4 protein-coding genes are annotated in these 16,937 nt (G+C 31.8%); all 4 read right to left on the bottom strand.

What is annotated here, in order from left to right:
- Window positions 1–1,002: a TauD/TfdA family dioxygenase gene (locus SB679_RS20820; protein ID WP_410704231.1), complete on the bottom strand. Its 1,002-nt coding sequence runs from the start codon at window positions 1,000–1,002 to the stop codon at window positions 1–3.
- Window positions 992–6,859: an SDR family NAD(P)-dependent oxidoreductase gene (locus SB679_RS20825; RefSeq protein WP_410704232.1), complete on the bottom strand. Its 5,868-nt coding sequence runs from the start codon at window positions 6,857–6,859 to the stop codon at window positions 992–994. Before SB679_RS20825 ends, SB679_RS20820 begins: the two co-directional genes overlap by 11 nt.
- Entirely contained in the window at window positions 6,849–10,241 is a 3,393-nt protein-coding gene (locus SB679_RS20830; RefSeq protein WP_410704233.1) for an amino acid adenylation domain-containing protein, read from the bottom strand. The genes SB679_RS20825 and SB679_RS20830 overlap by 11 nt, the downstream gene beginning before the upstream one ends.
- A 30-nt stretch (window positions 10,242–10,271) precedes the next feature.
- A partial coding sequence (locus SB679_RS20835) for an amino acid adenylation domain-containing protein (protein ID WP_410704234.1) occupies window positions 10,272–16,937 on the bottom strand: 6,666 nt, incomplete at its 5' end.

The following is a 16,937-nucleotide window of genomic DNA, read 5'->3' on the forward strand; positions in this document are numbered from 1 at the left end:
TTATTTTTTAAACATGGCAACTAAAACTTTTCTTTCTCCTTTAAATGAATTTCTGCCATGGGAAATCAGTATATTATCAACTAATAGCAAGTCTCCTTTTTCCCATAAAAAGCAGCTTTTGGTTTTTTCATAAACATCTTTTAGCTCCATCAGGGTTTCTATCTCTATCGCTGAGCCATCTCCGTAATAACAATAAAATGGTATATCTTGTATAGTAAGGACTGTTTTCATGTCATTATTCAACATTATAGAATTGAAAAAATAACAATGATTAAACCAGCATATTTCCTGAGTTACCGGGTGAACAACTGTCACAGGACCTATCCATTTCATTACCATTACATCATTATCCTGCCATTCGAAGTCAATATTATTTTCAGCACATTTTTTTTCAGCAACTGTTTTATCATCTGTATCAAAAACCATTTGCCAGGTCTGTCCTCCAAACATCCCACCTAATTTTCTTACATACATGATGGATAAATCTGTAAATTTTTTCTTTGTTTCAGGTTTTAACAGATTCCAGATCTTTCTTCCATCACACAAAGGTGTTGCCCCATCTCCTAGAGAGGGAGTTTCACAATAAAACATGATTTCTTTAGGCCAGAATGAGGTGTATGACATCTCATTATGCATTTCTAAATCTTCTTCTTTAGGATGGAAAGTTGATATATAAATATTGTCAATAACTTTGCTTCTGTTGCCAGCACCCAAATCATATTCTATCGTCTCTTCTACATAATTTGCTACAATTTCTTTAAAAGAATTACCAGCTATATCTGAATTAAAGTTTCTGAATAGAATAGCACCATATTTATATAGGTTCTCTTTAACCAAATTTTTATTCAAAGTTATCCATTCATGCAGTAAAAGATATTTTTCTTTTGCTGTAAATACTACAGGGTATTCTTGTGTTGTCAGACTATAGGTGATATCAACCGGATTTATATTTTTTAAATCAAGGCTAACGGAATTAAAACTGTTTAATTTATTAATCTTCATTGTTTATTGATATGTTTTTAAATTTTTTTAAACCTTCTAAATTTTTACTTTTTATTGTCTTGATATTATTTTTGGATAAATCCTTTGTAAAAGAATCAAGTAAATCATAAATCTCATTTAAAGTCTGATTAGTATTATTTGTAATCTGTTGCAAAACAAATAAGTATTGCTCTCCTAAAGTTTTAATTGATTTTTCTTTATATAAAGAAGAATTATATCTTATTCTTAAATTCATATTTTCATAATTTTCTACAATTATAAAAGAAATATCGAAAGGAGATCTTGATTCCTCACTTGAAATGGGGAACTGTTCAATTTGAATACCTGCCAAATCTGCAGTTTTAATTTTTTTATCAAAGTTTTGCATTACAAATATTACATCAAAAAAAGGATTTCTTGCTATATCCCGATCTACAATTATGTCACTTACTATATCATCAAATTGATATTGCTGGTGTTCTGTTGCATCTAAAAAGAGCTGTCTAACTTCTAAAAGATAGTCATAGACTTTCTTTACTTTTACCGGTTTACTTCTAAGTGCTATGACATTAATAAACATACCCAACATTTTTTCTGTCTCTTCATTAACTCTACCAGAAAAATCAGTTCCTATTATTATATCTTCATTTTGAGTATAATAATTGATTAGAATCTTTAAAGACATAAGCATAACAATATATTGAGTTGTACTTGTATTTAAAGCAGTTTTTGTAATGGTATCAGTAAGTGTATTATTCACATCAAATAAAATACTATTACCATCATAGGTCTTGAATCCAGATCGTGAAAAATCTGTAGGAATTGTAGAAACAGGAATAGTTCCCCCTAACTTTTCCATCCAAAACATTTTACTTTTATTTAGTTTTCCATTATGAATAAGTTTATTCTGCCATTCAGCATAATCTTTATATTGTAATTTTACTTCAGGAGAAATTGTTTCGTTATCTAAATAAAGTTGAATCAACTCATTGAATAAAAGTGTGAATGACCAACCATCACAAATAATATGATGAGCTCTCAATTGAAAATAATATTCGGAATCAGAAGCTTGAAAAACCGCAGCTCTAATTAATGGTCCCATTGTTAAGTTCATCGGTAAATTAGCCTCATTAATCAATGAGTTGTAAATATTATCCTCTTTATCAAGTTTATAAAACTTTATTGGATTATTAAGAGGAAGTGATCTCTGTCTCGGTTCTCCTTTTTCAACAATAAATATAGTCCTTAGAATTTCATGTCTCTCAAGTAACTTTGCAAATGCATTCTCTAGCTTTTCCACATTCAGCTCACCCAATATTTTGAAATCCATTCCCAGTATATATGTCAGATTTCCTTCTCCAGATTGACTTTCGATCCAAATTCGCCTTTGATTTCTAGAAATTGCATAAGAAAGAGCTTTTGGTACAATAGAAATTGTTTCTTGTTCGTCTTTTAACTCAAAAGAATTCTCTATTTTTTCTGCCAGCTCTTTAAAGTTTTTGCTATCAAATATATAAGAAAGCCCTATTGAAATATTTAATTCTTTTCTTATTTTATTAAGAAACTGTAAGGCATTTAATGAATTTCCGCCCAATTCAAAAAAGTTATCTTTCAGATTTACATTTGTAATTTCAAAAAAATCTTCTGCTAATGAAAGCAATAATTTTTCTGTTCCCACTTCCTCCATCGTACCATTGTTGCTTATATTCTTAGAATCATATTCAGCTTTGTCTACTTTATCCACTCCCTTCTGTTTTTTATGGTTGTAAGTAGTATTTATTCTATCATTTAAATCCCTTGTTGTTTCGAAAACAATAGGTATATTTTCTAAGCCTAAGCTCCAGTCAAACAATTTATTTATTTCATCAGGAATTATATACTCTCTGTTTAAATATTGATCCGTTTCGTTATCGTTAAAATTTATTTCACCTAAACCAATACATTTCCAATTTGTTAATTCATAAGATTTTGATTCAATGAAATGTTCCATAAATAGATTTGCAGCAGAATATGAGCTATAACTAAGTCCACCCAGAATACTTGCTATACTTGAGACAAATAATGCAAAATCTAACTCTTTATTGCTAAATATCTCATAAATATTCAGAACACCTTTTACTTTAGGATCAAAAATTGATAATGTATTTTTTTCAGTGATATCTTGAAGTAATTCATATTTTTCATGATCAAGCACCGCAGAAGTATGAAAAATCCCCTGAATATTTCCGTATTTAGACTCCACTCCTTCTATGTCAGCCCTAAGCAACTCTAAATCAGAAACATCAGAGTTAATATAGTGAACTTTATCACTCATACCTTTTAATAACTCCATTTTTTTTATTGCGTCCTGATTGGCATCATCTAATTCTGCAATATTTTTTCTGCCTACTAAAATAATTCTTGAATTATAATTTTGAATTAAATATTTGGCTAATCCAAAACCAACATTTCCCAAACCTCCAGTTATTAGATAAATTCCATTTTCTTTTATATAATTACTTTTAGAATCTATATTCTTTTTATTCTTTTGAAAATCTTTAATCCAGCTTTGCCCATTTCTAATGGCTATTATCTTATGTTTATTCTCTCCATCAATACATCTTATTTCTTTAATAACAGATTCATAATCATGTTTTTTACTATTTTCCGAATTGATATCAATATTGTAACACACCACCTGTTGTTCCTGAGGAAGTATATTTACTAAACTAAGTATAAGAGACTGATTGTATTGTAATTGCTCATTTCCAATAACTTTATGTAATGAATCTGTTAATATTACAATCCTTAAATTATTGATGCATTTAAGTTTAATAAACGTTTGAAATATTTTGGCCGGTCCGAAGAAATTAAAATACAAATTTTGTTCTTTATTTTCACTCCCTAGATGTATTCCCCATGAGTAAATTACATCAGTAATAAAAATGCTTTGATCCCGAAGTTCATTAATTAATCGTTCAAAATGACTAATTTCATATGGATCAACAATATAATGAGTGCCTGATTCTTTTTTAAAAGATTTCCCTATTTCAACTTCAATAATTCGATTATTCTTACTATTCGAAATTGTTGATTTAATATAATTGTTTGCTTCATTTTTCGTTGAGAAAAATAGATACACCCTCTCTTCTTCATTCAAAACAGACGTTGTATTAACAGATTGTTTCCAAATTGGATAATAAATCCAATCAGATAATGATCCATTAGCTTCAGCAGAAATCATAGTTTGAAAAATTTCACTTTGGAATATATCAACTTCTGCAGGATATTTTATATGATCAAATGAATACGTAGGTAATGGTATAAATTTACGTTCTTGCGACTGATAATAGTTTGTCCAATTAATATCTATACCTAATTCCCATAACTTTCCAATTTTTGCAATGAAGTATTCATCGTCATTAACAGTTAATTTTTGTGATCTTAAAAGATTTAATATATTTTTGTTTTTATGATCTAGTTGACCCTTTACTAAGTTATTTAAAGAATTTCCTATTCCAATTTCAATGAAAATATTGTGGCTTATTAATAATTTTTCTATTCCTTTTGAAAACTGAACAGTACTAATTAAATGATTCGTCCAATACTCTTTTGAGCTTGCCTCTTCTTGGGAAATATAATTCCCTGTTAAATTTGAAATATATGGGATTTCAATTTTATTAAAGCTAATCCCCTCGAAAGCATTGTGAAAATCTTGGAGAATTCCTTTCTGCATATAGGAATGAAATGCATGAGAAGTATTTAATTTAATATTCAGAATTTTTTTATCAGTCAATTCTTGTGATAATCTATCGATTGATAAAGTATCACCTGAAAAAACTATTTGTTCCGGTCCATTTATTGCCGCCAGAGAAATGCCATCATTCAGATAGGTAAAGGCTTCTGACTCATTCAAAGCTACACTAAGCATACTTCCTTTTTCTAAAGAATACATTAATTCTCCTCTTTTAACAACTAATCTTAATGCATCTTCAAAATTTAATACTCCACTTATACAAGCAGCAGTATATTCTCCAATACTATGTCCAATCATAGAATTTGGAAGGATTCCATAAGACATGATTGTTTTAGCCAATGAATATTCAATAAGGAAAATAATAGGCTGGGCATAATTTGTTTGATTTATATCAAGAAAAGAATTTCCACTTGATGGATATAAAATATCCTTAAATGATTTTCCTGTTTCCTCGGTTAACAAGTCAAATCCTACATCCATATATTTTTTGAATGTTACATCAGAATTGTATAGATCTTTAGCAGCATTTAGATATTGTGTTCCTTGTCCAGAAAACAGAAAAACAATTTTCTTTGAAGGATCTGATTTCGTAAATTCTACCTTTAGTTTTATTATTTCATCAAGCTTTGCTGATAGGTCTGCCTTATCAGTAAATGGAAATGAAAGCCTAAGATCAAAATTTTTACGCCCTTTTTGTAAAGAATAACACATGTCTGATAAATTGAGATCTCTTTCTGCTAAGAAAATTTTTAATTTTTCTAAATAATTAAACATCGCAGAATTTGTCTTAACAGAAATACTAAATAACTTATATTCTTTTTCTTTACCTTCCTTTTCTATTAATGGTGGTTCTTCTAAAATTATATGGGCATTTGTCCCTCCAATTCCAAAGGAACTAACTCCAGCTCTTAATGGTAATTCTGAATTTCTTTCCCAATCAGTTAATTTTGTATTTACATAAAATGGACCTTCTTCAAAATTTATTTCAGGATTAGGTTCATTAAAATTTAAACTTGCCGGAATTTTTTTATATTTTAAAGCTAATGCAGCCTTCATTAATCCTGCTACTCCAGCAGCATTATTTAAATGCCCCATGTTTGTTTTAACAGATCCTATTGCACATTTATGAAAGTGATTTTTATTAAAGGCCATATTTAAGGCCTCGATTTCTATTGAATCTCCTAATCTAGTACCTGTTCCATGAGTTTCTATATAAGAAATACTTTCAGGTTCAACCCTAGCAAATTTCATTGCTTTTCTTATACAATCTGCCTGACCTTCTATACTTGGAGCTGTAAAGCCCACTTTATTATTACCATCATTATTGATAGCCCCTCCTTTTATTATTGAATAGATGTGATCTCCATTAGCTATTGCATCTGACAATCTTTTTAATACGACAACTCCAGCACCTTCTCCTGTAGTAGTTCCACTTGCATCTTTATCGAAAGCTCTACAATGTCCATCATTTGAATCAACCATCCCTTCTTCAAAAAATCTACCTTTTTGAACTGATGTAATAATTGAGGCTCCTCCAGCTATCGCTACATTATTTTCTCCAAGTAATAGACTTTTACAAGCTAGATTTATAGCAACTAAGGAAGTTGAACAAGCTGTATTCACTGAAATAGCAGGTCCTTTTAAATTCAATTTATATGATAACAAAGACGTCAAATAATCATTACTACTGAGATATTTTAATGTAAGTATATCGAACTCTTCATTTATAATATTAGAATATACATTCCAATTTAAATCCATTCCGGAACCTGCAAAAAGCCCAATAGAATTATAGTATTCTGGATTACAGGAAGCATCCTCTAATGCCTCCCATACACATTCATGAAAAATTCGATGAACAGGATTCATAATTTTTGCTTCCTGATGACGATATCCAAAAAAATGAGAATCAAAAGAATCTTTATCCTTTAGGCTTGTTTTTACATTGATAAAATTAGGATGGTTAATTATATTTTCATCTACTGCCAGTTCTTTTAATTCTTCTTTTGAAAGAGTAGTGATTGATTCTTTTTCATTAATCAAATTACTCCAATATTCTCTCCAATTTTCAGCATCAGGAAACCTGCAAGCCATTCCTACAATAGCTATTTCTAACCCAGTATAATTTTGTTTATTTTTCATGTTCAACACTATTATTTAATAGTAGTAATGTTTGGTCCATTAAATCAATCGACTTATCAATTTCATCATCCTCACATTCTTTGTTAATATCATTTATTTTATTTGGTACTAAATATAATGCTAAGCTTTCAATATTTGGATACTGAAATGCTGTCATTAATGAAATTTTTTTATTCAAATTCCTATTTAATAGGCCTACCATTTTAACAATTTTTATTGAATTCCCTCCAACCTCAAAAAAATTATCTTTAATACTTATTTTATCAATGTTTAGTACTTCTTCCCATATCTTAACCAATTGAACTTCTATCTCATTTCCAGGGGCAACATATTCTTCTTTAGTACCAATAATATTATCATTTGTAATTTCTGGCAATGCATTTCTATTAATTTTACCATTGAATGTTAATGGTATTGCATCTAATGTCATAAAGAAACTTGGAATCATATAATGAGGTAAATTCTCCCGCAAGAAAATACGCAAATCTGATTGTTCTATATTCTTATTAGTTACAAGATATGCAACCAATACTTTTTCCGAATTGATTTGTTTTGGAATAACTACAACCTGTTTCAAATCTGCAGAATAGTTCAGGATCACGGATTCTATCTCTTCTACTTCTATCCTATATCCTCTAATTTTAACCTGATTATCATTTCTGCCCATAAATATTACGTTTCCATCTGGTAGCCAATGTGCCACATCTCCTGTATTATACATTCGTTCCCCATCTTTAAAAGGATTTGACAGAAATTTTTCATTTGTGAGTTCAGGTTTATTCAAATAGCATCTTGCCAATCCTGCACCTGAGATATAAAGGTTACCATTCACTCCAATGGGAACAGGTCGTAAATAATCATCCAATATATATATTTGAGTGTTTGACAGTGGCTTTCCAATTATACTTTGAGTATCAGAAGGTGTAAACTTGTGAGTTATTGAATTAAGGCAAGTTTCTGTAGGACCATAAGCATTAATTAAATTAGCATGAGGTATTTTTTCATTTATTTTATTCAATAAGCTAATATTAGCAGTTTCTCCTCCTATCATTATAGTTTTCAAGCCTTTAAAAGGTAAACAATCATGACTTAAATCAATTAATTCATTAAAAATAGAAGGAGTTGTATTTATAATCTCTAAATTATTATCTACTATATACTCCGGTAATGATACAAATTTAAAATAATCATAAACATATATTTTTTTGCCGTTTATTAAAGGTAAAAAGACTTGTCGTAAAGAAGCATCGAAACTAATATTAGTAATAAACAAGAAATCTGAATTTAATTGATATTTTTCATTAATAGAAAATAAATAATTCATTAATGCTTTATGTTCCATGGCAACTCCTTTAGGGTGACCAGTGGTTCCTGAAGTATAAATAACATATGCAAGATTGTTACTATCTATTATTGGTTTAGAAAATGTATTGTTTTTCTCCTCTTTCTTGAATATACTTAACTCGTTTTCATCAAATAATACTTTACAATTGCTATCCTTTAAAATATATTCAATTCTAGAGTTAGGATATTGCGAATCTATAGGAACAAAAGCTGCTCCTGATTTTAATATTGCTAATATTGTAATAATCATCCATTCAGTACGATTTAATTTAAATGCAATTAAATCCTCTGATTTAATATTGTACTTTCTAATGAAATATTCAGCTAATTGATCTGACTTTTCATCGATATCTTTATAAGTAAAAGAATTTGATTCAAATACTACTGCAATATTATCAGCATTTCGTTTCACATTTTCTTCAAATAAATCAACGATTGTTTTATTTGTTGGATAAAATACCTCAGTCTTATTAAAATCATTTAAAAGTTGTTCCTTCTCAACTGCAGTGAAATAGTCTAATTGAAATATAGGTAAAGTAGGATTTTTCACTATTTGATTTGATAATGCTTCAAAATGATTTATTAACTGTATTATAAAATCATGATCATAGATATCTGTATTATAAATTAACTCCAGATTCAGATCCTCAGAAGTTTCTACAAAATTGAATTGGAAATCGAATTTACTTATTTTATTCTCAATCAAATTACATCGGCTAATTTTAATATTATCCAAGTTAATTTTAGTCTCTTTATTTTCTGTAAGGCTTTGAAAATCTATAATAACATCAAATAATGCATTCCTACTAATATCTCGTTTTAATGCCAAATCAGAGACCAGTTCATCCAAAGGATACATCTGATATTGATAAGCTTCTAAAGTTATTTTTTTAACTTTAGCCACCAAGTCCACAAAACTCTCTTTACCATTAACATGTGTACGCAATGGGAGGGTATTTACATAAAATCCAATTTGATTTGCCAAATCAGGATGTACTCTCTCCGCAATAGGGCTGCCAATAATGATATCCTCCTGGTGAGTATATCTGTATAGCAAGACCTTCACTACTGCAGTTAAAGTCATAAATAATGTGTTTCCCTGTGATTCGCTGATATTTTTTAATCTTTTTAAAAGATCCTTATTAATTTTCTTCGTTTTTGAAGATCCATTATAAGTTTTTATTGCTGGTCGTTGCTTTTGTGTTGGCATTTTTAATATTGGAATGTCACCTTTAAATTGGTGTGTCCAATAAGTTTTATGCTTCTCCAACGATTCCCCTATAAGCTGATTTTGTTGCCAGACAGCATAATCCTTATATTGAATTTGCAATGGCATTTTCGTATATGCCTCTTTTTTAATATATGATTCATAAAATGCAAATAATTCTTCAACAATTATTCCCATAGACCATCCGTCGCTAATAATATGATGCATCACAAAGCTTAAAATATATTTTGCCTCGGACAATTGTAATAAAGTAACTCGAATGAGGGGGCCTTCAGATAATGTAAAGGCTTTTTGTTCCTCTTCAAGTATTACTCCTATTATATTCGAATTATTCTCAATCATTAGATTTTTAAAGTTCAACCTAAAATCATTTGCATTGTGATCTAAGATATACTGTCTTACTTCTCCATTTTCATCTTCTTTAAAGAATGTTCTCAAAGATTCGTGACGTGTAATTAGAAAATTAAATGATGCTTCTAATGCTCCTATATCTAATGTCCCTTCTATTTCATAAGTTGCAGGTATATTATATGTTTCACTACCTCCCTCGAATTGACTTAACAGCCACAATCTTTGTTGTGATGATGATAAAGGATAATTATCCTGAACCGGTACCTTCGGAATCGAATTAAATAAATCTACATCTCTTTTATAGCTTTTAAAAAATTGTATTAACTCTGCCTTATGTGATTTTATTTCTTCTAACAATTCTTTTGTCAGAGTATCTTTTGGTGCTTTCAAATTTAAATTATCATCCTGTAAACTAACGACAATATTTAAATCATTTAATTTTTTTAATAGTTCTTTCATTAAAATAATTTTACTTAATTATGAATAGATTTAAATTGTATAATCCTCTATTTCACCTGAATCTTTAAAGATCTCTTCTCCTAAAATATTTTCCTTAACAATAAAGAGATTTTCTATCAATAATGCTTGACTTTCCAAGGTAGGATTCTGAAATAGCTCATTCATAGTCAACTTTATTTCAAAACTTTTATGAATAAGGTTGGATAGTTTTATTACTAACAAACTATGTCCACCTAAATTAAAAAAATCATCTTCTGCACTAATTTTTTTAACATCTATAATCTCTTGCCAGATTTTAACTAATAGTTCTTCAAATTCATTTCTTGGAGCGACATATTTAGTATTTGACGTAAACTTCGTATCAAAACTTAACAACGCCTTCCGGTCCACCTTACCATTAGTAGTCAAGGCTATGCTATCCAACTCTATAAAGAAACGAGGAATCATATACTCCGGTAACCTAGCTTGTAAATATTCTTTAAGCAATAACTTATCTACATTACTCCCGGTATCCGTCGTATAGTACGCTGCCAGAACTTTTTCACCATTAACTTCCTTAACAACAGCCACTACCTGTTTGATATTATCAGTGAAATATGACACCGCAGATTCAACCTCTCCCAGCTCAATCCGGTAACCACGGATCTTTACCTGATCATCTTTCCTTCCTAAATAATCAATTTCTCCATTTGGAAGCCATCTCCCTAAATCTCCCGTGTTGTACATCTTAAAACCTTCTTCAAAAGGATCAGATATAAATCTCTCAACGCTGAGCTCTTCACAGTTAAGGTATCCACGGCTCACTCCGGAGCCAGATACATACAGCGTACCAGTAACCCCGGCAGGAACAAGATTCAAGGTGTTGTCCAGAATATAAATACGGGTATTGGAAATAGGATTTCCAATCGTGATAAGAGCATCTTTCTCTACATGTTTTACCATACATCCTACAGTACTCTCTGTTGGACCATATTCATTATAAATACGAAGTTCTTGATGAGAGCCCAATAGCTTATCTACATGCTGGGGAAGTAATTCCTCACCTCCGACGATGATCGTCCTTAGCGAACTCCCTCTCAGATCCAAGTCTTTTAACAGCTCAAGGTGTGAAGGCGTAAGCTTAACCGTATCAAGACCTGGGGTAGACAGATAAGCATTCAGCATCTCATACACATCTTTATCAGCTTCCATAACCCGAAGGAAACGACCACGGATTAACGGTAAAAAAATACTGGTGATCGTCAAATCGAAAGACAGTGAGCTGAATAATCCGAAATTGCCCTCTCCTTCTCCCCTAAAATAGTAACCTGAACCCCATAATAAATAATTATATAAATTACCGTGCTCTACCATAACTCCTTTAGGTGCTCCTGTAGAGCCGGAGGTATAAATAATATATGCAAGATCGGAAGGTTGGCTAACTTTTTCAACATTACCCGTACCATAACGGAATCTCTCAAAGTTATATAATATAAGCTCATCTTCATCGATAACCACTTTACACTGGCTGTCTTTCTCCATATAATCGATCCTTTCCTGAGGATATTGGGAATCAATAGGAACATATGCACCCCCTGATTTTAATATTCCCAAAAGAACGACGATAAGATGTTCCGAACGATCCATACGAATTCCCACAAGCTCATCCGGCATAATAGAATATTTATCTCTCAGATAATGCGCAAACTGGTTTGCACGCTCATTTAACTTCTCATAGCTTAATTCAATATCTCCATAAACTACAGCAACATGGTCAGGAGTTTTTTCCACCTGGGACTCAAATAAATCTATGATAGTCGCATTTCCAGCATACTCCACAGAAGTATTATTGAAGGAATGCAAGAGCTCTTCTTTCTCTGATAATCCCAGATAATCCAGTTTTGAGATCGATACATCAGCATGGGCAACAACCTGGGTAAGAAGACCATCAAAATGATCTAGCAGCTGAACTATGAAGGCTTCACTATAGATATCACTATTGTACGTAAGGGCTAAGGACAATCCTTCAGATCTTTCTGAAAAATTAAAATGTAAATCAAAACGGCTGATGGAACGACCCAAGTCTTCATAACCCTTGATCGAAAACGGTTTTTCTTCTTCTGAACTTACAGGGTCCATAGCCTGACTTTGTAAATCCACCATCACATCAAACAAGGCATTTCTGCTCATATCACGCTTTAACGATAAGTCACCAATAAGCTCATCCAAAGGATAAGACTGGTGCGCATACGCAGATAAGGTCATTTCTCTTACAACCTTCATGACTTCCCTAAAACTCTCATCTCTGCTGAAACGACTGCGTAAGGGTAAGGTATTGATATAAAAACCGATCTGATCTGATAAATCAAAATGTTCTCTTGCTGTTATTGCACTTCCGATAATAATGTCTTCCTGACCCGTATAACGATAGAACAGCACATTGATAACTGACAGAAGCGACATAAATAATGTGCTGCCTTCCCTATAGCTGAAGCTCTTGAGGTTCTGAAAAGAGGAGCTGGGTATTTCACGGATCAGAATATCACCATTATACGTTTTTAAGGCAGGACGTACATATTGGGAAGGCAAGGATAGAACAGGAAGCTCCCCCGAAAACTGACCCCTCCAGTAAGATTTATGGGCAGATAATGAATCTCCCTCAAGCTGAGACTTCTGCCATACGGCATAATCTTTATAATGAAGTGATAAAGGCGCTGGAGCAACAAAGTTACCCTCTAAATTTGACTCATAATAATCAAATAGCTCCTTTATCATGATTTCCATGGACCATGCGTCACTGATAATATGGTGAAGTACAAAGCTGAATACATATCTTGAAGAGGATACCTGTAATAAACGGATACGAAGTAACGGACCTATGGATAAATCAAATGCTTTATGTTTTTCGGATTCAAGGATATCTTCAACAATACAAGGATCTGATCCCTGAAGGTCTTCATAAGCCAAATGGAAATCAATCTCTTCCAAAGGTAAAATATACTGGCGTACTTCTCCGCTTTCTTCTTCTCTAAAAACGGTACGCAAAGATTCATGGCGCCCTAATAAGTATCTGAAGGAAGATTCAAGAAGATCAGTATCTAAAACTCCTTCAAATTCATAAAATTCAGGTATATTATAAGCGATATTCCCTCCTCCAAACTGACTTAAAATCCATAAACGCTGTTGTGAAGAGGATAAAGGATAGCTGAAAGCCAATGGTGCTAATGGAATCGAACTGTAATTGCTTGTAAACGATCCTTCTACTAGGATCGCCTGGTCTTCAATAATAATTTTTTCAAATAGTTCCTTTAAAGAGAGCTTTACTTCAAATTCTTTATGAATAAGGCTGATTAATTTTGTTGCACTTAAACTATGTCCACCCATCTCGAAGAAGTTGTCTGTAATACCTATTTTTTCTACTCCCAGAATTTCCTGCCAGATCTTTGCTAGTTTCACTTCGGTCTCATTCCTTGGTGCTACATATTCCCTCCTGATTAAATCCTCTCCGCTAACTCCAGGTAATGCCTTACGATCTACCTTACCATTGGGGGTTAAAGGTATCGAATCCAGTTCTATAAAGAATCCCGGAACCATATAATCAGGCAGCTTGCTTTGTAAATATTTTCGGAGTTCTGTCTTATCGATTTCTGATTCTTCTTCTTTTGTATAATAAGCGGCCAGTGCCTTTTCTCCATTTACTTCCTTAGCTTCTACTATAATATCTTTTAATGCATCTGAATACATTAAAATAGCACTCTCTATTTCTCCAAGCTCGATCCGGTAACCACGGATCTTTACCTGATGATCCTTTCTACCTAAAAACTCAATATTACCGTTAGGTAACCATCTCGCCAAATCCCCAGTATCATACATCTTTTCCGCTTTTTCAAAAGGGTTCTCAATAAACTTCTCTAGAGTTAAAGATGACTTGTGTAAATATCCTCGCGACAATCCGGAACCTGATAAATAAAGAATACCTACGGTTCCTATAGGAACTATCTTCTTTTCTTCATCCAGAATATAGGCACGGGTATTGGATATAGGACGACCAATAGGAATGTTACTATACACCTTATCTTCTATTTTATAATAGGTACTATAAGTTGTATCTTCTGATGGACCATATAAATTATAAACATCCAGGTTTTTAACGTCAAGTCTATCAATTGTATCTAATGCAATAGGTTCTCCGGCCATATTTAATATACCAACTGTACTAAAAGAGACTCCTTCTTCTAACAACTTTTTAACAACAGAAGGAACAGTATTGATAAGTATTTTATCGTCTTTTTCTATATAGTTTCTGATCTCAAGACCATTATTTATTATTCTTAATGTTTTCCCTACAGAAAGCGTATAGAACATCTCATACACGGATAAATCAAAACAATAAGAGGTAGCAGCATAAGTAATACTGAACCTGGACAGATCAAACTCATTCTGAGCCCAGTAAATCAAATCAACAGCATTCCTATTCTCTATCATAACTCCTTTAGGATGACCTGTAGTTCCAGAGGTATAGATCACATAGGCCAAATCTTCTTCCTTGCTGATAATAGGAACGTTTTCTTTATTATATCTTTCTGAATCAAGAGATAGTTCTTTACTGAAACTTTCCAAAAAGAATGCATCAATAGTAACCTTTGCTTTACTATCGTTTTCAATATAGTCTATGCGTTCCTGTGGATAATTAGGATCGATGGGTACATACGCAGCTCCGGACTTCAGAATGCCAAGAAGAACAACAGGTATCTTTTCACTCCTTTCTAACTTCACTCCTACCAAATCTTCAGAATGAGTATCATAATGCTCACGAAGATAACTCCCTAACTGGTTTGAAAACTCATTAAGCTCACGATAAGTAAGTGATACTTCGTCATAAACTACAGCCACATGATCAGGGGTCTTATTCACCTGGGATTCAAATAATGAAACGATCGTACTATCCTTCGGATAATCGCAAACGGTATCATTAAACTCATACAAAAGTTTATGACTCTCGTCAAGAGTTAAAATTAATTGACTTTCTAAAGAACTATTTGGCTGTTTTACCAATAAATTTAAAAAGTTATAATAGTAACCTTGCAGTTGATCTACGGTTATTCCTCCTTTTAATAGCCTTTGTTGATTCCATGATATACTTAATCCGTTTGATATAGGGCTCACAGATAAGTCTAAGAAGGTATTGGTAGATTCAAAATTAACACCAACAAACTGACCATCTTCAACTTCCGGTGTCTCTTCCTGTATATTAAGTTCTTTAAATATGTGGAAATCTACATAATTGAAGAATGTATCAAAGAATGGATTTTCACCACGATTATGTGTAGGGAAATGTAGGTTTAATTCAAATAAGCTGATTCTTTCAAATTGTTTCTGAATATTTACAAATTGATTGATCTTTTGTACAAATTCTGATATTATTCCGTTTGTTCTTACCAGACGGAATGGTATTGTATTTAGGAAACAGCCTAATATTTTATCTCCATCTTCTGATAGAGGCCTTCCGTTTGTAACGATTCCTACAGTAATATCATGGTTATACGTCAGCATTTGCAGTGCATAAAGATAAGCTGAAAAATTCAAAATTTTTAAGCTTATTCCGTTATTCTTACTATACTCCTGTATCTTTTCATACAGTTCACCGTCTATGACATAATTAAATCGTTGTGAAACAACTTCTTCTGTAAAAATGTCCAACCGTTTATAATCACTTAATTTATTCTCCCAATATTTATATTGATTTCCTACAGCTTTTAAACAGTTTTGATTAAATACATAATCCTTATAGCTTAACGATAACTTTTCAACATCTGTTATATTATTCAGAAGTTGTAGATATGTATTATTAAGTTCTGTTATAAAAGAAGCTACACTCCAGCCATCTAAAATAGAATGGTGAAATTGAAATAATAAGCACCATTGTTGTGGTCTTTGCTTGTAAATTTTCATCCTCCATAGCCCCGGCTTGGATAAATCAAAAGGATTTTTGGTCCTTTCTTCAATCATGAATTCATTGATATATTCAGATTGAGCTTTTTGCTCCTTCGAAGAAATATCTTCAACGTCTAAAGGAATTTCTATATTTTTATAAATAAGATGTACAGGAACACTATAATCGTTGATGTTAAATGCCGTACGAAGTATTTCATGCTTTTTGACCAATAATTCAACTGCTCTGATGAATAATGATTGTTCAAAATCGGATATATGAATTGGATATAAAAACTGATCATGATATACCCCTATCTCTGAATCCATAAAAGAAGCATATATCATCCCTTGTTCTATATCACTCATTGGAAATACAGATTGAACTTCTTCATCTAAAGGTAATTCTTCAGATAATTTCTTAAAACTCTCTTCTACCTGAGCTTTTATTTGTAATGAAATTTCATGATCTATACGTTCAAATCTTATAGATAATAATTCTTTAATTGACGGCAAACTATAAATATCAGATAATTTATAATTCAGGTCAAGTACTTTATTCACTTTGCTCAAAAGACGAATCGATTTCATTGAATCACCTCCTAATTCAAAGAAATTATCACTAATACCCACCTGGTCTACACCCAATACTTCCTGCCAGATAATGGCCAGCTTCTCTTCGGTCTCATTTCTTGGTCCTACATATTCCCTTCTGATTAAATCTTCACCGCTAACTCCAGGTAATGACTTACGGTCAACCTTACCATTGGGTGTTAACGGAATATT

Source organism: Chryseobacterium sp. SIMBA_029 (assembly GCF_046535275.1).
Classification (GTDB): Bacteria; Bacteroidota; Bacteroidia; order Flavobacteriales; family Weeksellaceae; genus Chryseobacterium.